At 42.6% G+C, this 26,353-nt stretch carries 20 protein-coding genes; 7 read left to right on the top strand and 13 right to left on the bottom strand.

Features of this window, described 5'->3' with window-relative positions:
- Window positions 1-6: 6 nt before the first annotated feature.
- Both radA and serB read right to left on the bottom strand, forming a co-directional pair.
- A complete protein-coding gene (gene radA, locus P3L44_RS03065) occupies window positions 7-1,392 on the bottom strand; it encodes a DNA repair protein RadA (RefSeq protein ID WP_140172066.1) in 1,386 nt (461 codons plus the stop codon).
- Between the two features lie 215 nt (window positions 1,393-1,607).
- Complete coding sequence (gene serB, locus P3L44_RS03060; RefSeq protein ID WP_094962739.1) at window positions 1,608-2,585, bottom strand: phosphoserine phosphatase; 978 nt, start codon at window positions 2,583-2,585, stop codon at window positions 1,608-1,610.
- 315 nt (window positions 2,586-2,900) lie between these two features.
- Here serB and P3L44_RS03055 point away from each other — a divergent pair, with 315 nt between their 5' ends.
- On the top strand, window positions 2,901-3,674 hold the full coding sequence (locus tag P3L44_RS03055) for an AhpA/YtjB family protein (protein ID WP_140172065.1): 774 nt from the start codon (window positions 2,901-2,903) through the stop codon (window positions 3,672-3,674).
- Between the two features lie 26 nt (window positions 3,675-3,700).
- Here the strand turns inward: P3L44_RS03055 and P3L44_RS03050 are convergent, their stop codons facing one another.
- On the bottom strand, window positions 3,701-4,483 hold the full coding sequence (locus P3L44_RS03050; RefSeq protein ID WP_036958564.1) for an energy transducer TonB: 783 nt from the start codon (window positions 4,481-4,483) through the stop codon (window positions 3,701-3,703).
- 179 nt (window positions 4,484-4,662) lie between these two features.
- Here P3L44_RS03050 and P3L44_RS03045 point away from each other — a divergent pair, with 179 nt between their 5' ends.
- The 5 genes from P3L44_RS03045 (at window position 4,663) to P3L44_RS03025 (ending at window position 13,604) form a co-directional block, all read left to right on the top strand.
- Window positions 4,663-5,199, top strand: coding sequence for an RNA polymerase sigma factor (locus P3L44_RS03045; RefSeq protein WP_096864546.1), 537 nt, complete (start codon window positions 4,663-4,665; stop codon window positions 5,197-5,199).
- Window positions 5,199-6,185, top strand: coding sequence for a FecR family protein (locus tag P3L44_RS03040; protein ID WP_272661690.1), 987 nt, complete (start codon window positions 5,199-5,201; stop codon window positions 6,183-6,185). The genes P3L44_RS03045 and P3L44_RS03040 overlap by 1 nt, the downstream gene beginning before the upstream one ends.
- A 117-nt stretch (window positions 6,186-6,302) precedes the next feature.
- Window positions 6,303-9,056 carry a secretin and TonB N-terminal domain-containing protein gene (locus tag P3L44_RS03035; protein WP_272661691.1) on the top strand — a complete coding sequence of 918 codons (2,754 nt, stop codon included), beginning with the start codon at window positions 6,303-6,305 and terminating at the stop codon, window positions 9,054-9,056.
- 62 nt (window positions 9,057-9,118) lie between these two features.
- Window positions 9,119-10,825 (top strand): ABC transporter ATP-binding protein/permease, encoded by a 1,707-nt coding sequence (locus P3L44_RS03030; RefSeq protein ID WP_272661692.1) that lies wholly within the window; start codon window positions 9,119-9,121, stop codon window positions 10,823-10,825.
- Window positions 10,815-13,604 carry a M16 family metallopeptidase gene (locus P3L44_RS03025; protein WP_272661693.1) on the top strand — a complete coding sequence of 930 codons (2,790 nt, stop codon included), beginning with the start codon at window positions 10,815-10,817 and terminating at the stop codon, window positions 13,602-13,604. Before P3L44_RS03030 ends, P3L44_RS03025 begins: the two co-directional genes overlap by 11 nt.
- Before the next feature lie 71 nt (window positions 13,605-13,675).
- Here the strand turns inward: P3L44_RS03025 and P3L44_RS03020 are convergent, their stop codons facing one another.
- Window positions 13,676-14,695, bottom strand: a complete 1,020-nt coding sequence (locus tag P3L44_RS03020; RefSeq protein WP_004914771.1) for a hypothetical protein — start codon at window positions 14,693-14,695, stop codon at window positions 13,676-13,678.
- A gap of 205 nt (window positions 14,696-14,900) precedes the next feature.
- Between P3L44_RS03020 and P3L44_RS03015 the strand changes: the two genes are divergently transcribed.
- A complete protein-coding gene (locus P3L44_RS03015; RefSeq protein WP_272661694.1) occupies window positions 14,901-15,395 on the top strand; it encodes a GNAT family N-acetyltransferase in 495 nt (164 codons plus the stop codon).
- Between the two features lie 59 nt (window positions 15,396-15,454).
- On the opposite strand, the gene deoD is transcribed toward P3L44_RS03015, so the two are convergent.
- The 9 genes from deoD to prfC all read right to left on the bottom strand — a co-directional run bounded on the left by deoD (window position 15,455) and on the right by prfC (window position 26,161).
- Window positions 15,455-16,171, bottom strand: coding sequence for a purine-nucleoside phosphorylase (gene deoD / locus P3L44_RS03010; RefSeq protein ID WP_004914779.1), 717 nt, complete (start codon window positions 16,169-16,171; stop codon window positions 15,455-15,457).
- A 300-nt stretch (window positions 16,172-16,471) separates the two neighbouring features.
- Window positions 16,472-17,695, bottom strand: coding sequence for a phosphopentomutase (deoB, locus tag P3L44_RS03005; RefSeq protein WP_140172056.1), 1,224 nt, complete (start codon window positions 17,693-17,695; stop codon window positions 16,472-16,474).
- 52 nt (window positions 17,696-17,747) lie between these two features.
- Window positions 17,748-19,070, bottom strand: a complete 1,323-nt coding sequence (gene deoA / locus P3L44_RS03000) for a thymidine phosphorylase (protein ID WP_004905729.1) — start codon at window positions 19,068-19,070, stop codon at window positions 17,748-17,750.
- A gap of 48 nt (window positions 19,071-19,118) precedes the next feature.
- A complete protein-coding gene (gene deoC / locus P3L44_RS02995) occupies window positions 19,119-19,898 on the bottom strand; it encodes a deoxyribose-phosphate aldolase (protein WP_140172055.1) in 780 nt (259 codons plus the stop codon).
- A 474-nt stretch (window positions 19,899-20,372) separates the two neighbouring features.
- Entirely contained in the window at window positions 20,373-21,656 is a 1,284-nt protein-coding gene (locus P3L44_RS02990; RefSeq protein ID WP_180359527.1) for a NupC/NupG family nucleoside CNT transporter, read from the bottom strand.
- A gap of 305 nt (window positions 21,657-21,961) precedes the next feature.
- Window positions 21,962-22,747, bottom strand: a complete 786-nt coding sequence (locus P3L44_RS02985) for a TatD family hydrolase (protein ID WP_272661695.1) — start codon at window positions 22,745-22,747, stop codon at window positions 21,962-21,964.
- Window positions 22,740-23,837 (bottom strand): patatin family protein, encoded by a 1,098-nt coding sequence (locus P3L44_RS02980; RefSeq protein ID WP_004905737.1) that lies wholly within the window; start codon window positions 23,835-23,837, stop codon window positions 22,740-22,742. Before P3L44_RS02980 ends, P3L44_RS02985 begins: the two co-directional genes overlap by 8 nt.
- A gap of 132 nt (window positions 23,838-23,969) precedes the next feature.
- The gene (locus P3L44_RS02975; RefSeq protein WP_004905738.1) at window positions 23,970-24,380 is read right to left on the bottom strand and encodes a BON domain-containing protein; all 411 of its coding nucleotides are present in this window, start codon (window positions 24,378-24,380) and stop codon (window positions 23,970-23,972) included.
- A 191-nt stretch (window positions 24,381-24,571) separates the two neighbouring features.
- A complete protein-coding gene (gene prfC, locus P3L44_RS02970) occupies window positions 24,572-26,161 on the bottom strand; it encodes a peptide chain release factor 3 (protein WP_004914793.1) in 1,590 nt (529 codons plus the stop codon).
- Window positions 26,162-26,353: the final 192 nt, after the last annotated feature.

Here is a 26,353-nt window from a genome sequence, read left to right as displayed (position 1 = left end):
AAAAGCTTATAGTTCATCCAAAATACTTAATGCGTCCGCTAACTTTTTCACGCCATACACTTTCATATCTGGCGGTGATTTCTTTGGCATATTCGCATGGGGCACAATAGCACGCTTAAAACCATGTTTTGCTGCTTCAGAGATACGTTCCTGACCACTTGGAACTGGGCGAATTTCCCCTGCAAGCCCCACCTCACCAAAGACCACCAGATCTCTAGGTAATGGGCGGTCACGAAAACTCGAAACCAAAGAAAGTAATAGTGCTAAATCCGCACTGGTTTCAGTTACTTTTACCCCACCCACGACGTTGACAAAAACGTCTTGATCTGACATTTGCAAGCCACCATGACGGTGTAATACTGCCAATAAAATGGCCAAACGGTTTTGTTCAAGCCCGACCGCAACACGCCGTGGGTTAGACATCATCGAATGGTCTACTAGCGCTTGGATCTCCACCAGCAGCGGCCTTGTCCCTTCCCATACTACCATCACGGAGCTACCTGAGGTAATTTCGTCACCACGACTTAGGAAAATTGCAGAAGGATTACTGACCTCTTTAAGCCCTTGTTCTGTCATGGCAAATACGCCTAACTCATTGACTGCCCCAAAGCGGTTTTTATGGCTACGTAAGGTACGAAAGCGGTTATCCGCATCGCCATCTAGCATGATAGAACAGTCAATACAGTGTTCGAGGACTTTAGGTCCTGCTAATGAGCCATCTTTAGTGACGTGGCCAACCATAATAATGGCAACGCCACGGGTTTTCGCAAAACGGGTAAGGTAAGCCGCGGTTTCCCTGACTTGTGCCACACTGCCCGGAGAGGATTGAATATCTGCCATATGCATCACTTGGATGGAGTCAATCACCATCAGTTTGGGTTGTTCTTGCTCTGCGGTTAAGCAAATTTGCTCAATACTGGTTTCTGACAGCATATTGAGTGAGTCAGTCGGTAGCCCTAAACGGTGTGCTCGCATCGCCACTTGTTGAAGTGATTCTTCCCCTGTGACGTACAGGGTTTTCATTTCACGTGACAATAAGCACATGGTTTGCAGCAATAAGGTACTTTTACCGGCTCCCGGGTTCCCCCCAATGAGGATGGCACTGCCCGGTACGACTCCCCCACCGAGCACGCGATCAAACTCTTTAAACCCTGTAGTAAAACGAGGCAATTCTTCGAGGCTAATTTCAGATAGCTTCTGAACCTTACTTACCCCAGCCGCATTCCCTGCATACCCCGTTAAGCGGTCAGTACGTGATGAAGAGCTTGTTGAGGCCAGACGCATTTCCGTAATCGTATTCCATGCATGGCAAGCACTACACTGCCCTTGCCAACGCGGATAGTCCGCCCCGCAATCATTACAGACAAACGCCCTTTTAACCCCTTTTGCCACAGCAAACTCCTCTTAAAATTATTCTGTATTACAACCGACGAACCACAGCACTCAAAATGATCTTAAAATTTTGAATACTAATTTGGCTTAATCTTCAAAATGGATGGTGTTGTAGCAAGGCGGCAAGTAAAGCTAAGCCCTAGGAGCATACGCAAGTATGTGACTAGGGTTAGCGAGCGCGGCCAACACAGCTACAGCGCAATCCATGACGAATATTAGCGTTCTTCGTGTTTGAGGCCACCACTCAACACACACATCACCCCCATCAGATCTGCATGACGAATCGCAACCTTCGCCCTTGCATATACCTTTGGTTTCGCATGATACGCAATACCCAGCCCTGCTTTACGGATCATTTTCAGGTCATTTGCCCCGTCACCAATGGCAACAGTTTGCTCAATGGGAATTTCCAGTTTTTCCGCCAGTTTGATCAAGGTTTGCGCTTTATATTTAGCATCTACAATTGGGCCTTTGACTTTGCCTGTTAACTTACCGTTTTTCACTTCTAGCTGGTTAGCAACTGCAGCTACCAATTTTAGCCGTTGGCGTAAATTATCCGCAAAGAAAGTAAAACCGCCGGAGGCTATCGCAATGTGCCAATTCATCGCTTGTAACTTACGCACAAGGTTCGTTAAACCTGGCATTAAAGGTAATGTTTCCATCACTTGGTCAAGAATAGCGGCGTCGGCACCTTCAAGTAAGCTAACGCGTGCTCGTAAACTTTCCGTAAAATCGAGTTCCCCTAGCATAGCTCGCTCGGTCACTTCAGCAACCTGCTCCCCTACCCCTGCTAAGCGAGCAATTTCATCGATACATTCAATTTGAATCGCTGTCGAGTCCATATCCATCAGTAATAGACCCGGTGAGCGCAAACGTGGAATTTGCCCTAATGGCACGACATCTAATAAACATTCGTCAGCGAGTTTTTTAATTCGAGGTGTAATACTCCCAGCGATTCTAACCACTTGGTAGTCATCAATACGCCACGAAGAGACAATTACGATAGCGATCCCTAATCGCTGTTGGAAATTACTGATCCGCGCTTTATCTAAGCCGCGGCCATATAGTAACCACCCACTGTCCCCAGCACGATAATCCAATGGCATCACTTCTTCACCACTTAATGACAATGGCAACCCTGGCCATTTTTGGATTTCGTCGGGTAGATAACAATAGGTCAAGCTCGTTGACATGAAAATTAGCTCCTGTAATCGATATACTCGTCATACTTCAAGTTGTCTGGTTGTTGACTACGCTCAGCTAGCCGAATCACATACTTATGTATGCTCATCGGACTATCTTCGTTTGTCGCCTACATACAACTCGAATTATTTAGAGTGTAACTTTTTTATAATGATAAGTTGCGAGCAGCCGAACGAAGCCACTATACTAAATTTTAAGGCTTTGTGACCTTATGTATTTACTGTTAAAACTGAAGATAACCCCATATTAGCTAAAGTATAACGGCATCTTTATACTCAAAATAAGTCGAGAGCACCAATAAAGCAATGAAACTTACCTTTAGGCTCCACAAAACAGTCATTATCGTTATCTGCGTTGCGCTGGTAACTTTACTTATGCATGGTATTTCTTATTTAGGAAATAGCCAAAACCAAGGCAGAATTGAGCAATTTAAACAATTGACTTATGTTCTTGCTGAGCAAGTTGCTTTCAGCTTATCTGATTATATTGTTCCCGGCAGTAAAGATTTTAATTTAGAGCGAATTAATGCCAATTTAAATAACGTAGTGAAAGATAGGTATATTTTAGATGCCAGTATCTATACTGCCAGTGGCACACTAATCACTCAAGTCGGTGAGCCGACAACGGTGAAAGAACGGCTGGCCATCGATGACAACTCCTCATTACAAAACTTTCAATACCAGCTTGTCGTTCCCATCCAAGGCACAAAAGAGCCGAAAGGCTATTTGCGTTTAACCATTGATACGGAGCTCCTTGCCGCTGAAATTCAACAAGCGGATAACAGCACCAATGTATTACGAATTTTTATTCTACTTGCCTTATGTATTGGCTTCGTTTTAGCAAATACATTACTGCGTTTAAAGAAAAAGAAAGGCCACAAGCAAGCCCCTCCGCTCGTCGTTAATACAGAGGAAAATCAAGATGATAATGGAGATGACGACAGTAATGAAGATGGCAAGCAAGAGAGCAAAGGAACGCCAGCCGCTAAGCCAGCGCGTTTAAAACGAAAAAAAGAACCTCGTCCTTATCGCCCTAAGCGACCGACCCCAAAAAACAGACCAAATTCACCTGATAAATAGCCCTAAAAAGGGCTATTGAGTTGAATTTAAATAGACGTTGTATCGAACACGATTGGCGCAATAAACTCGACCCGGCCATCTACCAACAATGTTTCTGGCGGGGTAGGAAAAGGCGCAGCACGTGAAATTGTCGCCAACGCTTCTTTATCCAATATTTTCGTACCGGATGAATTCAATAAGCTGGCGGCAATCACTTCACCCCGACTATCCAAAACCACTTTTATATGAGAGACCCCAGTTGAGCGGTAACGCAACGCTGCACGTGGATAGCGTTTGGTCTTGGCTATCCGCTGATGAACCTCACTTTGCCAGCCTTGGTGCCCACTCACTGCCGCAGACGCATTACTGGAGAAATTCGCACTGCTACTGGATTCACTCCCTGATGCAGGGGCGGAAGTCACCATCGACTCCTGCGTAGTTACAGGTGCTTCGTCGATCACTTTTTTCTCTTGTGGAATTGTCTTTTTTGGTGGTCGTTTTTTCTCACTGACTTTCGTCAATGTGCCATTATCTACGATCGCAGTTTCAGGTAATTTATCCACCTTTTCAACCACTTCAGGTAATGATTCCTCACGCGTCGTCATGTGTTGTTTAGGGGCATGATTGATTTCAGGCTCAGCCTGCTGTTCAAGCTGATAAACACCCAGCTGCAACGAGATTGCTGGTGGTAATACCCCGGTCTTAGGAATTGAAGAGGTAAACCATCCAATAAAAATGATTGCCAGTGTTCCATGGAAAAGACAACTTAAAACCAAACCGCCTAGTGGACGGAAAATCGGGCGCTCTAACTGGCCCGTCATACTGCTCATATTCTGCCTCACGACTTTATTTTTTGCAGATTATAGGCATAATACAAACAAAAATGATATTCATTATTATTAGTAAAAACACAATTATTAAAATAAATTATTGATTTAAATAATAAAGTAATCTGAGCAGATTATTAATCAGCACAACTGTGCTCTTTTATGACATTAACACCAGTAAAATGACTATTGATAAATCTCTTGCCCGTAAAATTAGCGGTGCGTATCAGTCAACATATAGCCAACTTGTGCGCTTTTTCCGCAATCGGCTAGATAACAGCAACGATGCTGATGATTTATCACAGGATGTGTTTACACTATGGCTAAACCGTAAAGAACAAACGCCTGTAAAAGAGAGCCGCGCTTATCTGTTTAAAATTGCGAATCATGTTTTGATTGACCATTGGCGACGTAACCAGCGCCAAACTAAATCAGAAACATCCATTGATGATGTTACTCATGAGCCACATTTTGAACAGAGCCAAGCTGACCCCAGTGAAATCTTGGAACATCAGCAACGCATCCAACGGCTGAGCGAAGCGCTTGAAACGTTACCCCCCCGTCGACGAGAAGCATTTTTGCTGTATCGTTTTGATGGCTTATCTCAAAGCGAGATTGCTGAGCGAATGGAAATTTCAATCAGTATGGTGGAAAAACATATTGCGGCGGCGCTTGTTCACTGTAAAAAACACCTTGATAATCAGGGCAATAATTCGTAATGACACACGACTCTTTGCAAACATCAGATGATGAAAGACGCATTGATGAAGAAGCTGCGCTGTGGTTTACCCGCATGCACAGCCAACGTATCAGCGCCCTTGAAACAGAGCAATTCAAACAATGGATTGCTGCATCACCTGAACATGCAAAAGCGTATGATGCCATTGCTGGACTATGGCGCGATTTTGATCACATGCCGCGCCCTGCTAGCACAATACTTCCCAAGGAAAAACGCCCTTTTTTTCGCTTATGGCGCCCTTTGGGCAATACCTTAGCAGCATTTTTTATTGCGGCTATTTTGTTTTTGCCATACAGCCACTTACCTTCGATGTTGCTCAATAATATGACCTTAGTGGCAACGGATACGCCTAAAGAAGTTACTTTACCTGATGGTTCCCAGCTGTTTCTTAACCGCAATACCCGGATTCATGTTGCCTATGAAACTCCAATACGTAACCTGTATCTGGAACAGGGAAATGTTTATTTTAAAGTCAAATCCAACCCCTATCGGCCTTTTATAATTCAAGCTGATAACCGGCGTATTCAAGTGGTAGGAACCGAATTTGAAGTTAACAAAGTGGCTCAGCAAGTTGCTGTGAATGTCAGCCAAGGCATTGTCAGCTTTGAAGATGCCGCAAGCAAACAACCCGTTTTCCTACTTGCTGGTGACAGTGCAGTCAGTCAATCGCCGAACAGCCCAATCGCTCGCCAACACATCAACCCGCTAGATGTGGCTCGTTGGCGTTTTGGTGAATTAATTTTTGTCGATAAACCACTTTCAGAAGTCCTCGATGAACTTAAAAACTATTCATCGATAAATATCGAGCTTTCTCCCTCTCAATTAGCGAAGAGTAAAATCTCAGGTCGCATCAATACCCATCAGCCAGAACAGTTTTTTCAAGCCCTTCCTTCATTACTTCCGGTACAAGTCGTCTATCGAGACAAAAATAACGTATTGATTATCCAAAACAAAAAAAATAAATAAAAAATATTTTCATTTGCAGGTGAGGATAATTCTCATTTCACCCTCTTCTTAATTAGTCATCATTTTGCTGACCTATTTTCGCACACTTTTTGTGCAGCTTAAGAATAAGGGATATCCATGTCTATTCAGTTTACTCAACGCCGATTAAGGCCGCTCGCCCTTGCTGTGGCGGTCAGTAGTGCTATTACTTGTCAAGTTGCCTTCGCGCAAGAAATGAATTTTTCATTACCAGAACAATCACTGGCGACCTCAGTGGCTGAAATTAGCCGCCAAGGGCAAATCCAATTGCTCTATGATAAAGGCCAATTAAGTGGCTTACGCGCACCTGCATTGTCTGGCAACTACTCCGCACAAACCGCATTACAAAAAATACTCATCGGTAGCGGATTAGAGTTAATCAATGAAAATGGTGTTTTCGTTATTCGTCAGCAAAATTTAAGCCAAGGCACATTGGTATTACCAGAAACCCAAGTCTCTGGCGTTGTTCAGAACCACCCCGCGACAGATGTGATATCAGCACCGCAATACGTGACGTCTGAAGAAATTAGCCAAAGAAATACGGGTGATGGCAATATTACGGATTTGATGAAAACTAACCCTGCTGTCCAATTTGCCAATAATGACAGCAACTCAATGAACCAAGGGGAAATCAAACCTTCCCGTATTTCTATTCACGGATCAAGCAGCTACCAAAACGCCTATCGCCTTGATGGCGTAAGCTTTAACAACGATTTTGACCCTGCAGACAACGGTCTCGGTGAAACTTCAACCCGCCTGAGCAGTAGCGACCAAGGGATCTATATCGATAGCCGCCTTATCGACAGCATGACAGTGTATGACAATAACATTCCAGTCGAATTTGGCGGATTTACGGGGGGAACGGTGGAAGTCAATAGCCGTCGCTGGCAAGGGGAAAATAGCGCTCACGCCTATTACCGCTTAACCCGTTCCGGTTGGAATAATTTGTTCCACGATTCATCTCAAGGGATTGATACTACCAAAAATGATACGGCAAATCCTGCTCGTTTCCAAAACCGCTATGATAAAAATGACTTTGGTGGCTGGTTTGAATTAGGAGTGAGTGAAAATTCAGGATTAGTTTTCTCCGCTTCACGTCGTAGTTCGACTATTCCGATGACAGCGACCGGAGGAACAGGCGTTACATTGAATAGTTCAGGGGAATTGGAAGAGATTTATTCGCCTGAAGGAACTCGTAAACAAAAAAGAGATTCGGATAATTTTTTCCTAAAATATTCAGCGGATTTATCGCCGCATAGCTCATTAGATCTATCTATCAATTATGCTAAATATAACAGTTATTTATTTGCTAGCTCTGTCTTAAATTCAGGCTATGACAGTACCCATGATGGACTTGGATTTACGGGTGTATTCAAACATGATTATGACATCGGTAAATTAGAGCTAACTGCCAGCACCCAAACATTAGAAGATGATAGAAAAAACGACCAACAAGATTATGTTGAACTTCTAGACTACAGCTATTGGAAAAATCCTCAATCACTGCGTAGTGGCGGGCAAGGTGACTTAACAACAAAACAAAATATTCATACTGCTAAAGCCATAATGCGTTTCAACCCAATGGAAGATGGTTTCGGTATTACACACCAACCCACATTAGGTTCTGAGGTTTCTTATACCAAGGGGACTTATAAGCGCGATAAAGATTACTATCGCTATCGTTTCATCGGCACAGCAGACAATATTCAATGGATTGGTTCCGCCGATCATATCACTCGCTTCCAATCTGGTACACACTCGGCTGATTACACCAGCTATGCAATTTTTTTAGATGACAATTTACAGTATGGCAAATTAAACCTACGCCCAGGGATTCGCCTTGACCGTGATGATTTCGTTAATCGTACCAATATCGCCCCTCGTATCACTGGGACTTATGATGTTTTTGGTAATAATGAAACCTTACTAATTGCAGGGGCTAACCGCTACTACGGCCGCTCAATGCTTACCTATGCGTTGTATGGTGCTCAAAATGCAGGAATGCAAAACTGTTATATGTTCTGTGGAATTGATCCTAACACCAATGAATGGACTGATGAACGTGATTATGAGGGTGTTGATTCACTTAAAACCCCCTATAACGATGAGTTAACGCTTGCCTTACAACAAGAAGTAATGTCAACCACATGGCGTCTACAATATGTACACCGTGAAGGTTATGACGAAGTCAGAACTCGTACTAAATACAATTCAACGGATGCCAATAAACGTAGCATTCGTATGTATGATAATGGTGGTCGTAGTTCTCACGATACAGTGACATTATCCGTAAAAAATAGTCAACCGTGGGAATGGGCACAAGCCTCTCACGTGATGAATGCCTCCTTTACTTGGCAGCAAAGTGAAAGTAATACGCCAAAAGATTCAGGCTATAATTCATTCGACCCAGCCAATAAAGTTAACCTCAACAAAGTTTGGTATGACGGCAAAGTGATCGATGCATCCAAGCTACCATCTACTAGTTTCAACTCCCCCATTAAACTTAATTTAGAGCTAACCAGTGTTTGGGATGATTACGATGTCACTTGGTATAACCGTCTGCAATGGTGGGGTGCTCGTGACCAAGCCGTTCGTTATGACAATGACTATTATACCGATCCTGAAGTGGGACAAATTCGTAAATACAGCAAACAAAAATTTGCTAGTAAATATACGTGGGATACTCGCCTAGGCTGGAAGCCTGATTTCGCCTACGGTTTCGGTTTCTCTGTAGAAGTAAATAACGTATTGAATAATAAAAACATTACTGACCGATTTATGTTCGATAACCGAGTTATTAACTCTTACGACCCGGGCCGTCAGTTCTGGTTACAAGTCAATTACGACCTGTAATTCCCAGCAATGTGAGCAATAAAACTCGTTAAGCAATTAAAACAACAAATGAATAAAACGTCATGAAGACACTGAAACAATTTTTCTATTTAGTTAAACCTTTTTGGGGGCAGCGTGCTGCCCTTTTGTGCTGGATACTGCTGTTTGCCTCACTCGGGCTCACCTTGTCCTCGGTGTGGTTCAACGTCAAAATGAACATGTGGAACGGCGACTTTTATAACGCCCTACAAAAACTCGACGGCCAAGCCCTATATGGACTGTTGCAGTACTTTGTGATCTTAGTTAGTGGGCTGATTTTTGTCGTCGTTATGGGTAATTACCTAAAACAAATGCTGATTATCCGCTGGCGCAAAGGCATGACTGAGCAAGTACTCCGCCGTTGGTTATCGCCCAACAGCAAACATTACCTCTTAAGATTAACGTCTCAAGAACCCGATAACCCAGACCAACGTATCGCTGAAGATATCCGTTTACTGATTGAATCAACATTAAATTTAGTGGTGACATTCCTCCACTCAATGCTAACGCTGATTTCATTTGCCGCCATTCTTTGGACGCTTTCCGGTAGCCTGTCGTTTAATTTTGCCGATAGCGACTGGACCATCCCCGGGTATATGTTCTGGGCTTGTATTATTTATACCCTTATTGGTATTGCACTTACCCAATGGATAGGTTTTCCGCTACGCCGTTTGCATATGGATAAGCAGCGCCGCGAAGCGGATTACCGTAGCTCGCTAATTAATTGCCGCCAACACGGTGATGCCATCGCAGGGCAACGCGGTGAAACTCAAGATAGAAAAGAACTGATGGGTCGCTTTGGTGAAATTATCAGCAACTGGAACCGCCTTATTCGCTGTGAAAGAAATTTATCTTTTTATACAGTGGGTTACCAACAAGTTACCGCTTTAGCGCCTGTATTACTCGCACTGCCTAAATTCCTTGCGGGTGAAATCATGTTAGGTGGCTTAATGCAATTGCGCCAAGCCTTTACCAGTGTTGCGACTTCACTCGGTTGGTTTATTTTTGCCTATAAAGAAATTGCCGCATGGCAAGCGACGGTCTCTCGTTTATATAACTTTGTGGTTTTATTGGAAAACGATAACAAAGCGGTGGTTACTATCGACGAAAAATCGCTACCTCTGGTGGCTAAATTATCCGTTTCTACCGCAGACAACCGCTGCTTAATTAATTCCGTGAATATAACCGCCAAACAAGGCGAATTAACCTTGATTAGTGGCCGTTCTGGTGTTGGTAAATCCACCTTATTACGCACGCTAAGTGGGCATTGGCCTTTCTTTAACGGTACTATCAGCCGAACAGAAAAAGTCATGTGGATCCCACAGCGTCTCTATTTACCAATTAGTCGGCTTGATAGCTTATTAGCTTATCCCAAAGCGGCATCCCAATTTAGCCAGCAAGATTTTCAATATGCATTGATGTTAGTCGGTTTGGAAAAACTGCATCATCAATTAGCACTCGAAACCGATTGGAACAACCGCCTATCTGGTGGAGAACAGCAGCGCATTATGTTTGCGCGTTTATTGCTCAACCGACCAAAACTGCTTTTATTGGATGAAACCACCTCCGCCCTTGATGAAAACAGCGCATTAGAACTCCTCGCTCTATTGAAAGCTGAGTTACATGACAGCGCCATTGTTTTGGTTAGCCATCAAAGCTTCGTTGCTCAATTTGCGGAACAACAAATATTGCTCGTTGAACCTGCGAGTGAAAAATCCTTAAATACAGGAACGCCTGAATATGCTTCATAAAATTACCTTCGCCACATTAATAAGCATTCTGCTCGGTGGCTGCGCAGGCAGTACATCGGTGAGCCAAAATTCAACCTCACTGTTACCTGTGCGCGGTGACCTTCAACACTATCAACTCGACAATGGGCTACAAGTTTACCTTCTGCAACGTAATCAACCCGGAGTTGAACTGCGTTTATTGGTCAGTAGCGGCTCATTACAAGAAAATGAACAGCAGCTTGGCCTCGCACACTTTACTGAACATATGGCGTTTAAAGGCACCAAACATTTTCCGGGAACCACGGGGTTCAAACAGCTGGAACACCAAGGGCTTAAACTCGGTAGCCATGTGAATGCCATTACGAGTTTAAATTCCACGCTATATAAATTATCACTCCCCGAAGCCACGACAGCACAAGTCGCCACAGGCTTACAAGTGATGGCCGATTGGGCGTCAAATATGACCTTTGACCAAGAAGCCTTTGAAAAAGAGCGCCCTGTAATTGTCGAAGAGTGGCGCTTACGCCAAGGGATGGGCTATCGCATCAATGACAGCTTAGAAAAATTACGCTACCACGGTAGCCGTTACGTCGATCGCAACCCAATTGGCTCATTAGATGTGGTACGCAATGCTCCGATTGAGCAAGCGAAAGACTATTATCAAACATGGTATCAGCCTCAGCGAATGTCACTATTAATTATTGGTGATTTCAATAGTTCATCAGTACGCAATCAGGTTGATAATTTATTTGCGCTCCCTAAACCCAAAAAAGTGGCAGAAGATAACCCGCAATGGAAACAATTTACCCATTCAACCAATATGTTAGTGCAAGGTGTATTTGATAAAGAGCAAGGGGCGCGTTATGTGCAATTTGCCTTACAAAAGGATGTTAGCGCACCGCTAAATACCCGTTTAGGGCAGTCGGAAGATTTACTGGATAACCTCTGGTTGGCCATTTTAAACCAACGTTTCTCCGTTATGGTGGATAACGGCATTTTGCCGTCGATTAGCATCAATGAACAAGGAGCAATGTTAGATAACCAGCGCTTACAACAGTTGATGATCATCCACCCGAAAGGTAATGATTACCAAGGTGCGACTGAGATTTTATTTACAGAGCTACAACGCCTTGCTACTGAGCCAGTTACCCAAGAAGAACTTGATTCTGCAAAGCAAGCCATGCTGAAAAAATTTAGCCTGCAAGCCGCTTCAGAACAACGTTATAGCAATGAATATTTAGCGGGGCAACTCACTACGGCACTTGAATACGACATGCCGATGTGGAATAAGCGCCAGCAGTTAGATAACAGCTACCAATTGATAAAGTCTGTCAAACCGCAGGATTTACAACAACATGTCGCTAAATTCCTACAAACCGCCTCCCCGCGTTTAGCATTAATTGGACCGGATACAGATGCCGCGACAATGGATAAATCAGCATTTAATCAACAATGGCTTAAAATACGCCAAAGCACACCGGGGCCATTTACACTGCGCTCCAAAGCAATTCAATTGCAATTACCTCAATCCATAAAAGGTAGTATTGTTGAGCAATCTAAGCTCCCCGTTGAAAAAACGGAACACTGGACACTAAGTAATGGCATTCAGGTAATTGTTAAAACAGATAAAAACCTGAAAGATGACATTCAATTTAACTTGCAATTACCGGGCGGCCGCTCGTTAGAAACGCTGCAAACGGCAGGTTTAACCGACTGGGCGTTAAAACTACCGGAAAGCAGCGGTTATGGAAACTACAGCGCTCGCGATCTGGCTCTGCTGGCAAAGCAAAACCAAATTAGCGTTCGCCCATACAGCGAATTGCTCACGCATGGTTTTCGTGGGAAAACCCCTGTTGATAACCTTGAAACAGCGCTACAGCTACTCAACCTGAAGCTAACAGCGCCGCAATTTAGTGGTGAAAAGTTAGAGCAACAAAAACAATCCTTTGCATTAAATTTATCCAAGACCCCCGTAGAACGCACGTTCCTTGATAATATCAATCAAGAAAGCTATACCCATGGTGAATTTTTAGTGATCAATCCACAGGGTAGCTGGCAACAATTTACGGCTCAGCAGTTACAACAAGCCAACCGTCAATTACTCACCTCAACAGCAGATATGACACTGGTCATTACAGGTGCAATGAATAGCCGTGAGCTAAAACCCCTGTTAGAGCAATGGGTTGCATCATTACCACAAAGTAACCAAAAGCTGGTATCCCGCGACCAAGGGATCATGCCAAAAATGGCCAGCTTTAATAAAACGTATCCCATCAGCAGCAGTGATAAAAGCATGGTCAGCATTCAATTTGCTTCACCTGCGGTGTGGAACCAACAAGACAGCTTAGCGATTCAATTAATCGATACCATTGTTAGCCAGCGCTTGCGCGGTGAATTACGAGAGAAAGCTAGCGGAATTTATGCATTAGGTTTTTCACAGATGTTAGCGAAGAAACCGCAACCTTATTACCTTGCTCGGTTAAATTTCACCACCTCACCTGAACGCGCTGAAGAAATGACGCAAATCGCCCAAAAAACAATAGGCCAAATTCGTCAAACAGGTATAAGTGAAAAAGAGTTAACCGAAGCGAAAAATATTTGGCTAACGGAAAACTCACAAGTGACGGATAGTTCAAGTTACTGGACTGAAGCGCTGGCGCAAATTGCCGCCGATGATGGACAATACCAGCGTTTAAACCAACAGCTAGATATTATTCACCAACTTACAGTTGAAGATATTAATCGTTTAGCTCGTCAATATTTAGGGCGAAATTCAAAAGTATTTATGATGACGCCTTAATTACTAAATCAAGGTTAGAAAGCCAACAATATATTGTTGGCTTTTCTATCCCGAACTATCATTATTGCTATTCAAAAACGAAAAAATTTTTTCATCTCTAAATAAACTTCTTTTGCTTTTTTTATAAAGAAAAATAATTTCCATTCAATAGCATTTAATAATCGCTCCCGTAAGCTTTTAGGTTTCATTTTGATATCATCGAATATATGGATAGGCTTGACTATTTCAGTATCTATTTTTATATAATCAGCAAGATTACTCTCAATTCTACCTAACGTTGCCTGTGATAAGATATCAAATCCATATTCGAATAGGGAATTTAGTTTTTTAATAAATATCTCTGGTTTCTCATTTTCCTTCAATTTTAAAATATTATCTTTAAAGTGAATAAATAGTTCATCGGGAACATCCTTTAATCTACTCATTTTAGAAATGGTTTTAGTTAATTCCTTATATAACTCATCAGCAACATCAATCGGTTCTGGTATTGTTATAGTTGCCTGTGATGGTAGCGGAGGAAAAGATTCTAAATTAGTACGTTGCGTATCTTTAGCTATCCCCATTGGTTCTTCTAAATAGTTAACAATAAATTTATTTGTAACATATTCTTTACCTAAAAAAAGCTCATAAAAATCATAAAGTTTAATAACAATGTCATCCGATGATTTCATTTTTTTCATTTCGCTAATTATTTCTTTAATTAAATCAACATCTCTCTCATCTACTTTATTATTTTTCAATAAGCTATAGAAGCTTTTTTCCATTTCATTTGGAATGGCAATCGCTTCCATTAATGGTGGCCATTCCGGCTTCTCAATGACTCTTATTCTATATTCGTTTCTTTCAAGTCCAACTTGGGGTAGATTACTACCTTTCAATACACCGTGAAGAGGGGCCTCTGCATATTTAATCTCATCAATATTATTTTTATTCTTTCCTCTTAGATTTATAGGCGATAACGTTCGAGTCTGCTTAATATTTTTTATTTGCTTAGTAACATATTTTTTAATTTTTTTTGGGGCATTTTTTATATGCTCCTTGCTCGCTGTTAAGCTAACTAAAATGTTTTTCCTACCCATTGATTCAAGCATAATAATTCCTCTGAATAAATTACTGAACGCTATATAGCCAAAATCGTATATCTATTTATTATGTTGTGATATCAGATAGCGATTTTGTCTATTTTTAGTCACTCAATTTGTAATGCCTTTCATGACGTTGATGACTATCGATTGACAGGTCATCGTTTTAATGTGATTAATATTCTTATAATAAATAACGATAAAGAGACTCGATGTGAACAACGTAACCATCCGCAGAGCAACACTGGACGATGTGCCTGCAATCACCCAAATGCACGCTGACTATTCCGCGTATGCGAATACTTTACAACTGCCATACCCAACAACAAATACGTGGGAAGCTCGCCTAAGTACTAATGACCCGCTAGTCACACAGTTTGTGGCCACTATTGATGATGTCGTTGTCGGGTTACTCGTTATCCATCAACCCAGCCAAATACGCCGTCGCCATGTTGCGACTTTCGGTATTACCGTCAGTGAAGCCCACCAAGGCAAAGGTATTGGCTCACAACTGATGCAAGTGATGGTGGATTACTGTGACAACTGGCTGAATGTCCATCGCATAGAACTAGAAGTATTCGCCGCAAATGGTAGTGGCGTCGGGCTGTATGAAAAGTTTGGTTTTGAACTAGAAGGCCGCATGAAAGATTATGCATTTCGTGATGGGCAATATGTTGATGCGGTGATGATGAGTAGGATCAAAAAATAGCGATAAAAAAATGCCACACAATAGGTGGCATTTTAGCGCATAATGAAAACGTCTAACGACTATTTGTCGCCTAACAGCACGGAGTCCAGTGCAATTTCAATCATCTCATTAAACGTGGTTTGACGTTCTTCTGACGTTGTTTGTTCGCCAGTTTTGATATGGTCTGAAACGGTACAAATCGTTAATGCACGTGCACCAAACTCAGCGGCAACACCATAAATACCCGCAGCTTCCATTTCAACACCTAGGATGCCGTATTTTTCCATCACTTTGAACATATCAGGATCTGGTGAGTAAAATAGGTCTGCTGAGAACAAGTTACCCACACGCACATTCACGTTTCTTGCTTTTGCCGCTTCAACCGCATTATGGACTAAGTCATAGTCTGCAATCGCTGCAAAATCATTTTCTTTAAAACGTTGACGGTTAACACGTGAATCAGTACAAGCACCCATACCAATCACAACATCACGCAATTTGACGTCATCCATTACTGCGCCACATGAACCAACACGAATAATCACTTTTACACCAAAATCAGTGATCAGTTCTTTCGCATAAATGGAGCATGAAGGGATCCCCATACCGTGACCCATAACAGAAATTTTACGACCTTTATAAGTCCCTGTAAAACCTAACATGCCACGCACATTATTGACTTGGCGAACATCCTGAAGGAAGGTTTCAGCGATGTATTTTGCACGTAATGGGTCGCCTGGCATCAGAACGACATCAGCGAAATCACCCATTTCTGCATTAATATGTGGAGTTGCCATGATTATTTCCCTTTAAACGATTAAATATTTTCAAATGAATAAGGTGGCTTCCCACCTTATTATTAATAATCTGTATCTTACTGGCCTAAGCAATTTGAATCGCAGCCAACGAACTACTGTTAGCCGATTACCCTTCAATAGCTTGCCCATTACCTTTAATTCCCCGCCATTACCCTAAATAATTTGAGTTGTAGCTAGGCGGCAAAGAAAATCATCCCTATGAGCATACATCAGTATGTGATTAGGGTGGTTTTATGCAGCCAACACCGCTACAGCTCAAAGTATGACGGGTAATGGGTGTTAGAGCATTGGTTTACCATAACCCATCGGCGACAGATCAAAGTATTTCGCGACTGTCTGGCCGATATCTGCAAAAGTTTCACGGTGGCCTAATGAACCTGGTTTCACTTTTGGACCATAAATCAACACTGGGATGTGCTCACGGGTATGGTCTGTACCTGGCCAAGTTGGGTCACAACCGTGGTCTGCGGTTAAGATCAGAATGTCATCTTCTTTAACCAGCTTCATCAGCTCTGGTAAACGACGGTCAAATAACTCTAATGCTGCTGCATAACCTGCCACATCACGGCGGTGGCCGTATGCAGAGTCAAAGTCCACAAAGTTAGTGAAAACGATGGTGTTGTCGCCCGCTAGTTTCATTTCTTCTACCGTTGCATCGAATAGCGCATCGATACCAGTGGCTTTAATTTTCTTGGTGATACCGACATGAGCGTAAATATCCGCAATTTTACCGATAGAAACAACTTCACCTTGTTTTTCATCAACTAATTTTTTCAATACGGTTGGTGCTGGTGGCTCTACCGCTAAGTCATGACGGTTACCTGTACGTGTGAAGTTACCCGCTTTGTCGCCAACAAATGGACGCGCGATAACACGGCCAATGTTATAACCGCCTTTGGTTAACTCTTCACGCGCTATCTCACACAGCTCATACAGTTTGTCTAAGCCATAAGTTTCTTCGTGACAAGCGATTTGGAATACGGAGTCAGCTGAGGTATAGAAAATCGGTTTCCCGGTTTTCATATGCTCTTCACCCAGTTGATCCAAAATAACCGTACCTGATGAGTGGCAGTTACCTAAGTAACCCGGTAAATTCGCTTTCTCAACTAACGTATCCAGTAACTCTTGAGGGAAACTATTTTCTTCATCAGAAAAATATCCCCAATCGAATAACACAGGAACACCTGCGATTTCCCAGTGGCCTGATGGCGTATCTTTGCCTGAAGAAATTTCGCTCGCATAACCATACGCACCAATAATTTCTGCATTAGGGTCAAGACCTGCAGGGAATGAACCGCTTGATTCTTCTCCTGCTTTACCTAAACCTAATTTTGTTAAATTAGGTAAATGCAGAGGCCCTTTACGACCAATATCCGCTTCGCCACGGGCGCAAGCATCTGCGATGTGACCCAATGTATTGGAACCTTCATCACCAAATTTATGTGCATCATGTGCTGCACCGATCCCAAAGGAATCCAAAACCATAATAAATGTGCGTTTCATATTTTTCTCCTGCGGTATTTTTAAAACGATATACCACTAAAATCTATTTGTATTACTCGCTGATTTGGCGATAAACCATTGGTGTTGTTTCAGGAGATTTGTCTCCAATCACCATCGCTTCACGCACTTCTTTCGCCGCTTCTTCCCACGCTTTTTCACTATTTGCATGGATAATTGCCAGTGGCGTTTGGGTATCCACTTTGGCGCCTAACGCAGCGATATCACTCAAACCAACGCTATAATCAATTGGGTCTGTCGCTTTACGGCGACCACCGCCTAACGTCACTACGGACATTCCCAGCGCACGTGTATCCATTTGCGTGATAATGCCATCTTTTGGTGCATAAACGGCTTTGCTCAGTACCGCAGTCGGCAGGTATTTGTTGTAATTTTCAACAAAATCAGCAGGCCCTTTTTGAGCTGCTACCATACGGCCAAACACTTCTGCCGCTTTACCATTGTCTAATACTGCCTGTAATTTTTGGCGTGCTTCTTCGCGGTTTGCTGCTAATGAACCAGATACCAGCATTTCTACACATAACGCCATGGTGACTTCATAAAGACGTGGGTTACGGTATTCACCCGTTAAGAATTGAACCGCTTCACGAACTTCAACTGCGTTACCTGCGCTGGAAGCTAGCACTTCATTCATATCAGTCAATAATGCCGTAGTTTTACAACCCGCCCCATTAGCGACCTTCACAATTGACTCAGCCAACTCTTCTGACTTCTCATAAGTTGGCATAAATGCGCCTGAGCCGACTTTAACGTCCATCACCAGAGCATCAAGGCCTTCAGCCAATTTTTTACCTAAGATTGAAGCGGTAATTAGCGGAATTGAATCCACTGTCGCTGTAATATCACGGGTCGCATAGAAACGTTTATCAGCAGGTGCTAATGAATTAGTTTGCCCAATAATTGCCACCCCGACATCTTTGATAATGTCGCGGAAACGAACGTCATCCGGGAAGATATCGAAATTAGGGATCGCTTCAAGCTTGTCTAACGTGCCACCAGTGTGGCCTAAACCACGGCCTGAGATCATCGGTACATAACCGCCACAAGCAGCGACCATAGGGCCAAGCATCAGTGAAGTCACATCACCCACGCCGCCAGTTGAGTGTTTATCAACTAATGGGCCATTGAGGTTGAGTGATTTCCAGTTCAGAACGGTTCCTGAATCACGCATTGCTAACGTTAATGCAACGCGCTCAGGCATGGTCATATCATTAAAATAGATAGTCATTGCCAATGCAGCAATTTGACCTTCTGAAACTGAGTTATCGCGAACACCATTGATAAAGAAACGAATTTCTTCTTCGCTTAATGGCTTACCATCACGTTTTTTACGGATAATTTCTTGTGCCAGAAACACAATATTCTCCTTTAAAGTCGAATTTATCGGCTAACAATATTGCGAAAATTAATAACTGCTGCTTGATTTTTTAACGTCAAAACCTAGCGTATTTAATAAATTTGCTAATAGGCTAGAAGCACCAAAACGGAAATGGCGGCTATCTGCCCAATTGTCACCTAAAATTCGTCCCGCTAACGCTAAGTATTCTGCTGCTTCTTCTGCGGTACGTACACCACCAGCAGGTTTAAAGCCGACTGTTTTTTCAACGCCCATATCACGGATCACTTGCATCATGATTTCCGCGCTTTCTAATGTTGCATTAACAGGTACTTTACCTGTCGAGGTTTTAATAAAATCAGCGCCCGCTTTAATTGAAATTTCAGAAGCCTTACGGATTAGTGCTGCATCTTTTAACTCACCTGTCTCAATGATTACTTTCAGCAACACATTCGCAGCCGCACAAGCTTCTTTACAGGCTTTCACTAAATCAAAACCAATTTGTTCATTACCCGCAATCAGCGCACGATAAGGGAAAACAACATCAACTTCATCCGCACCGTAAGCAATCGCTGCTTTGGTTTCAGCTAATGCGATATCAATATCATCGTTACCGTGTGGGAAATTCGTAACCGTTGCAATACGCACATCTGGAGTGCCTTGCTCACGTAATGTTTTACGTGCAATGGGAATAAAACGAGGGTAAATACAGATTGCAGCGGTATTGCCTGCTGGGCTTTTCGCCTGATGACACAGTGCGATGACTTTCGCATCAGTATCGTCATCATTTAAAGTGGTTAAATCCATAAGTGACAGCGCGCGTTGTGCGGCCGCTTTTAAATCAGTCATATAACTCTCCAACGTTGTTAATTCTTCAGAACGACACGTTCTTTGTTGGCGAGCGGGCTTGGTTCCTTAAAGATGCTAGTCGGATTCTTTCCGAACTGAGCAGCTGAGATCCTTCTCACCGCATCATGCCCTAGAGTCCTAGACTCTGAGAACTAGCAGTTCCATAGCAGCTTACTAATGCCTATTTGACCATGGAATGATGCCATTTTATGTGCTACAAATCACATTAATCGACTGAATGTTACATTATTAAAATAAAAAATGTGATATAGATCAAATTATACCATCTATCGCCATCAATTCTTCTCTCAAATGGCTTTTTCAATATTTTCTTTATCATTGATTGACTAAGTTAAGAATAGTTGAAAATTTACGATTGATATAAAAAGTCATAAAAGAATATAACGAATCAAAATGAAAACGGAAGGATTAATCCCCTTCCGTTTAATTGGATTAGCTGATAGCAAATATAAATTAAATCACGGCTGCTGCGCCTAACGTCAAGAAAAAGCCAGCAATGGTTGCACTCATTAAGTTAGACAGGGTACCAGCCATAACCGCTTTCATACCTAAACGAGCGACATCACCACGGCGATTTGGCGCCATTCCGCCTAAACCACCGAGTAAGATAGCGACGGATGAAAGGTTAGCAAAACCACATAATGCAAACGAAATAATCGCTTTAGTATGGTCGGAAAGCACTTGTTTACCTGCCGCCAGTACTTCAGCATCCGCTTTCATGTATTCACCGAAGTTCATGAATGCAACAAATTCGTTCACAACAATTTTTTGACCGATGAAAGAACCAGCAACTGTCGCTTCACTCCACGGCACACCAATTAAGAAGGCAATCGGAGCGAATAACCAACCTAATAATAATTCCAGTGATAATTGTGGATAATCAAACCAGCCACCAATACCACCTAAGATGCCATTGATCAATGCAATCAAAGCAATAAAGGCCAATAACATTGCCCCCACGTTCAGCGCTAGTTGCATCCCTGATGACGCACCAGAAGCGGCCGCATCAATAATATTGGCAGGGCGTTCATCTTCAGCGACTAAATCTGTCGCATCAACCCTATCTTTTACATCTTCTGTTTCTGGAACCATCAGTTTGGCGAATAATAAACCACCTGGAGCGGCCATAAAGGAGGCAGCAATCAGGTATTCCATTGGTACACCCATTTGGGCGTAGCCCGCTAAAACTGAACCTGCTACAGAAGCTAAACCACCACACATAATGGCAAACAGCTCTGATGTCGTCATTGTTGCAATATAAGGGCGAACAACCAATGGTGCTTCCGTTTGCCCAACAAAGATATTTGCTGTTGCAGATAACGATTCTGTTCTTGAGGTTCCCAATATTTTTTGCAGACCACCACCAAGAACTTTAATCACTAACTGCATGATCCCTAAATAATAAAGGACAGCAATTAATGATGAGAAGAAAACAATAATTGGTAAAACGCGGAAAGCGAAAATAAAGCCACCGCCACCAAACAGTTCAAACATTTTATCGGAAACAAGGCCGCCAAAGATGAAGCTCATCCCATCTTGACCATATCCAATAACTTTAGAAACCGCGTCAGACATCCCTTGGAGCACACTACGCCCCGCTGGAACATAAAGAACAAATGCACCAATGGCTAATTGAATTAAAAATGCGCCGCCAACTGTGCGTAGTCTAATTGCTCGGCGATTGCTGGAAAATAGAATAGCTATCGCGATAAGTACCGCCATTCCGATAATACTCATAATGAGCTGCATGGAAGGATCCCTGTTCACTTTATTTTAGGTTGATATATAAGGAAACGTGTAAGTCACCTTGACTCTTAATTTGATGATTATACCTAGTCATCACCAATAACCCGCAATACTCATCACAAATACAGACTGCAATAAACAACAAAAATTCACATAATGTGACAAAAGTCACAAAATCCATTCAGTTTAATCTGGAAAGGCACTAAAGTCCCAATTAAGCACAATAAAAACCGAATAGATTTTAATAGCCAATTAGTGAAATTATATAAATATTATTTATGATTCTGTATGCGGTTTTACTTGGTGAGATTAAATAACGACAAACTATTGTTGTAAAGTTGTTGGGCTATTTCTGCGGGGGATTCGTGGCGAAGCTCACATAATGAACGAAAAACCCACTCAATACGTTCAGGACGATTTGGTTCGCCTTGAAAACCTGAAACTGGCATATCAGGGGCATCCGTTTCGAATAATAATGAAGTCAAAGGGAGTTGCGACATCACATGGCGAGTTTTATTCGTTCTGTCATAAGTAATTGTGCCACCAACACCAATATAATAGCCAAGTTTAACAAAGGCTTGGGCTTGAGATAGACTGCCGGCAAAACCATGCACAACGCCACGAGCTGGGACATCAAAACGACGTAGCATCACAGCTAATGGGTCATGGCTTTTACGTGAATGTAAAATAACTGGTAAATCAAACTGTTTCGCTAACTTTAATTGTGCGGACAACACCACTTGCTGGCTCTCAAATTGCGGGTTTTGCATATAGAGGTCAAGCCCAATCTCTCCTATCGCCACACACTTTTTATTCTTTTTAGCTAGATAATCAGTCAATATATCAATATGTTGCTCTTGAAACTGACTCAAATATAACGGATGAAACCCCATAGCGGCATGCAACTGCGGGTACTGCTGTGCCAGTTGCCAAACTCGTGCAAAATTATCCATACTCACTGTAGGAATGATAATATCACTCACCCCACTTTGTTGAGCAAGCTGCAAACTTTCAGTGAAGGAATCACTAAAAGGTGGGAAATCAAAATGACAATGAGTATCAATAAATTGACGTTTAGCCATCACGATTTTCATTTGCGGATATTGCGGCCAAAGGCATTGAGGTAACAGGCTCCGCCGCCAATTCAGGAATGAGCTCATTCGGTACTTGTGGCTCAAGCTGAATATCTAATGGGTTAGACTCAATTTTCTGTGCCAAAGTATGGCTAAAGCGATTTGTGTTGTGGTCAAAGGCATCACCCAGCGCTGCAATAAAATAGCGACCACACCGGCGCCCCGTATGGTAATCTTGATTAAGCGAAGATACCTTACTACCCAGCGCACTACTTTTCAGTGGAACAGGTGGATAAATCTCAAAGACCTGTACATCTTTTGGTGGGTTTTCAATAAATTCTTGTGTTCTACGGTAGCTTTTCAGATGAACTTTTAGCATCGCGGCCATACGTTGTAGGCCATTTTTATCCCCTTCCAGCCACCGAGTCATTCTTTTCACCCATTCAGGGGTAAAATACATTTGGGAAGGAACGGTACGGATCACCACAATAGTCTCTGCACCGCGGCGGTATGCCTCTTCAACTGGGATAGCAGCACTAATGCCACCATCTTGGTAAAGCGTGCCATCAAATTCGACACCTTCACGATAAAAGCCCGGAATAGCGCTGGATGCACGAATAATATCGAGCCAGTTGTCTGCGTCAGGCTTTAGAAAAGCAGCGGAAAAATCATCACTGCGGCTTGCTCCCATATAGAATTCACGGCCTGAATTTAATAAATCGAGCCCTGCTTGTATACGTAATGGGAATTCTTTTGCTGTGGTGTCGACGAGCCAATCTAAATCAATCAGATGACCGCCGCGGATAAAGCGCAGTGGATTGAAAAATGCCGAATTAGTCGTATAACGCGTGATCACACGGCGTGCATAACCTGCTTGCCCACAAATATACGCAGAAAGATTTTGAGCCCCAGCTGAAGTGCCTATCATCAGGTCAAAAGGGTTGAAATCAGAGATAAGAAACTCATCCAGTACACCCGCAGTAAAAATTCCTCGTTGACCGCCACCTTCACAAATCAGGGCAGTTTTTCCCGAGTTGATATTATCAAAGAATGCAAGCGGCTCAATCGTGCCGAGTGTAACTGAAACGTGTTTTCCCATAATGCCTCTGAATGACAGAAGTTCACTTTAAATAGCTCAAAAACAGAATGAGCTTCCCTTTGAAAGCCCATTCTATCCGCATTGTACAATAAATATTCAGCAATATGAGCTATTGAGACATTTATTTACTGATTAGTTAGCGATGACTAAACCATTTTGTACTGATTTTACCCCATTGACTTGCGATGCCACTTGGGTAATTTTATCAATTTGATCGGCTGATTTAACAAAGCCTGATAAGTAAACAACACCATTGACTGTTTTTACTGATACGCTGTTACTCGAAATACCTTTCGTACCCAGTAATTTTCCTTTTACATCCGCCGTAATCGCGGAGTCATCAATGTAGTCACCGGTGTTTTTAGCGCCACTCGAAATGGCATTCCCAGTATCTTTACCTGCCATTTCAACGGTCTTAGATGCACTGTCCCAGGTTTCTGAGGCTTGTTTTTTCAAAGCGCTATCTGATGATGAGCTACAAGCCGCGAGCGCCCAGCTCAACCCAATAACTCCTAACAAACTCAATAGTTTTGCTTTTTTCATAAAAACCTTCCTTTCACTGCAATGGACAACGAATAATATAGCCTAAGTAAAAAAACATAAAAAATAAAGAGAAAGGTGATAAAGACAGAATATTCTTGATGATAAGCATAAAAAAACAGGGAAAGTTGCTTTAAATGAAGTTCGAAATAAGATGACCCACTAACTATGCTAGTCGTGGGTCATAAACACAATTAGTGTTCGCGTGTTTTGCGGAATTTAACGTCAGGGTAACGTTCACTAGTCAGGTTCAAATTCACCATAGTCGGTGCGATATAAGACAAGTTGTCGCCACCATCAAGGGCTAAGTTTTGCTCATTTTTGCGTTTAAACTCTTCGAATTTCTTCGCATCATCACACTCAACCCAACGCGCAGTAGAAACGTTAACGGCTTCATAAATAGCTTCAACGTTATATTCGCTTTTTAAACGTGAAACCACCACGTCAAACTGCAGCACACCTACCGCACCAACAATTAAATCATTGTTAGTTAACGGGCGGAACACCTGTACTGCACCCTCTTCAGATAACTGAACGAGGCCTTTTAACAGTTGTTTTTGTTTTAGCGGATCACGTAAGCGAATACGGCGGAATAATTCAGGGGCAAAGTTAGGAATACCCGTAAATTTGAGCTCTTCACCTTGTGTGAAGGTATCACCGATTTGAATCGTACCATGGTTATGTAACCCAATGATGTCCCCTGCATAGGCGTTTTCGACCTGAGAGCGATCCCCCGCCATAAAGGTTAAAGCATCAGAAATAACCACATCTTTTTTGATACGCACTTGGCGTAGTTTCATGCCTTTTTCATAAGTACCTGAAACAATACGCATAAATGCAACGCGGTCACGGTGTTTCGGGTCCATATTCGCTTGAATTTTAAATACGAAACCGGTGAATTTTTCTTCTGTCGCATTCACTTGGCGTAAATCTGTTTGGCGTGGCTGCGGCTGTGGAGCCCATTCAACTAAGCCATCTAACATATGGTCAACACCAAAGTTACCTAATGCAGTGCCGAAAAAGACAGGGGTTAATTCACCCTGCAAAAATGCATCATGGTCAAATTCATGGGATGCCCCTTGAACCAATTCCAGCTCATCGCGTAACTGCGCGGCTAGTTCCTCACCAACAGCGGCATCGAGATCGGGGTTGTTTAACCCTTTAATTATACGGACTTCTTGAATCGTATGCCCTTGGCCTGTTTGGTATAGGATTGTTTCATCACGTAATAAATGATAAACACCCTTGAATAGTTTACCGCAACCGATAGGCCATGTGATTGGACAACAAGCAATTTTCAGCTCATTTTCCACTTCATCCATTAATTCCATTGGATCACGAATATCACGGTCCAATTTATTCATGAAAGTTAAGATTGGAGTATCACGTAGACGGGTAACTTCCATCAGCTTACGTGTCCGGTCTTCAACCCCTTTACCGGAGTCAATCACCATCAAGCAGCAGTCAACCGCCGTTAATGTACGGTAAGTATCTTCGGAGAAGTCTTCGTGCCCTGGGGTATCCAGTAAGTTAACAAGACAATCATTATAAGGAAACTGCATGACAGAGGTAGTAATCGAAATACCACGCTGCTTTTCCATTTCCATCCAGTCAGATTTAGCGTGTTGATTAGAGCCACGGCCTTTTACCGTACCTGCACGTTGAATAGCATGCCCGAACAATAACACTTTTTCAGTGATTGTGGTTTTACCCGCATCGGGGTGGGATATGATAGCAAACGTTCTGCGTGTGCTAACTTCATGGAGAAAGTTCTGATCTGTCATTTAACCGTTCTTTTCGTTTATATACAGATTTGTATAAGCATTCGAAGAGGCTCAATGTGGCTCTTGGCGTCGCAAATCCGTCTTGTTAATCAAAATTGGCGGATATTTTCGCAGATCTTGGGGGTATTAACAATCAAAGCATCGAGGAACAGGCAAAACAGTCCCCCGATGGCTCACTAAATTGGCTCAATA

The organism is Providencia sp. PROV175, from assembly GCF_032707045.1.
Taxonomy (GTDB): domain Bacteria; phylum Pseudomonadota; class Gammaproteobacteria; order Enterobacterales; family Enterobacteriaceae; genus Providencia; species Providencia hangzhouensis.
This window is presented reverse-complemented; position numbering and strand designations above follow the sequence as displayed.

Coding starts and splice junctions, on each gene's coding strand:
- P3L44_RS02975 (WP_004905738.1), bottom strand. CDS start 24,380: ATGAAAAAAGCAAAACTATTGAGTTTGTTAGGAGTTATTGGGTTGAGC.
- P3L44_RS02980 (WP_004905737.1), bottom strand. CDS start 23,837: ATGGGAAAACACGTTTCAGTTACACTCGGCACGATTGAGCCGCTTGCA.
- P3L44_RS03035 (WP_272661691.1), top strand. CDS start 6,303: ATGTCTATTCAGTTTACTCAACGCCGATTAAGGCCGCTCGCCCTTGCT.
- deoD (WP_004914779.1), bottom strand. CDS start 16,171: ATGGCAACTCCACATATTAATGCAGAAATGGGTGATTTCGCTGATGTC.
- serB (WP_094962739.1), bottom strand. CDS start 2,585: ATGTCAACGAGCTTGACCTATTGTTATCTACCCGACGAAATCCAAAAA.
- P3L44_RS03045 (WP_096864546.1), top strand. CDS start 4,663: ATGACTATTGATAAATCTCTTGCCCGTAAAATTAGCGGTGCGTATCAG.
- P3L44_RS03050 (WP_036958564.1), bottom strand. CDS start 4,483: ATGAGCAGTATGACGGGCCAGTTAGAGCGCCCGATTTTCCGTCCACTA.
- prfC (WP_004914793.1), bottom strand. CDS start 26,161: ATGACAGATCAGAACTTTCTCCATGAAGTTAGCACACGCAGAACGTTT.
- P3L44_RS03020 (WP_004914771.1), bottom strand. CDS start 14,695: ATGCTTGAATCAATGGGTAGGAAAAACATTTTAGTTAGCTTAACAGCG.
- P3L44_RS03030 (WP_272661692.1), top strand. CDS start 9,119: ATGAAGACACTGAAACAATTTTTCTATTTAGTTAAACCTTTTTGGGGG.
- P3L44_RS03025 (WP_272661693.1), top strand. CDS start 10,815: ATGCTTCATAAAATTACCTTCGCCACATTAATAAGCATTCTGCTCGGT.
- deoB (WP_140172056.1), bottom strand. CDS start 17,695: ATGAAACGCACATTTATTATGGTTTTGGATTCCTTTGGGATCGGTGCA.
- P3L44_RS03055 (WP_140172065.1), top strand. CDS start 2,901: ATGAAACTTACCTTTAGGCTCCACAAAACAGTCATTATCGTTATCTGC.
- P3L44_RS02990 (WP_180359527.1), bottom strand. CDS start 21,656: ATGAGTATTATCGGAATGGCGGTACTTATCGCGATAGCTATTCTATTT.
- P3L44_RS03040 (WP_272661690.1), top strand. CDS start 5,199: ATGACACACGACTCTTTGCAAACATCAGATGATGAAAGACGCATTGAT.
- P3L44_RS02985 (WP_272661695.1), bottom strand. CDS start 22,747: ATGGCTAAACGTCAATTTATTGATACTCATTGTCATTTTGATTTCCCA.
- deoC (WP_140172055.1), bottom strand. CDS start 19,898: ATGACTGATTTAAAAGCGGCCGCACAACGCGCGCTGTCACTTATGGAT.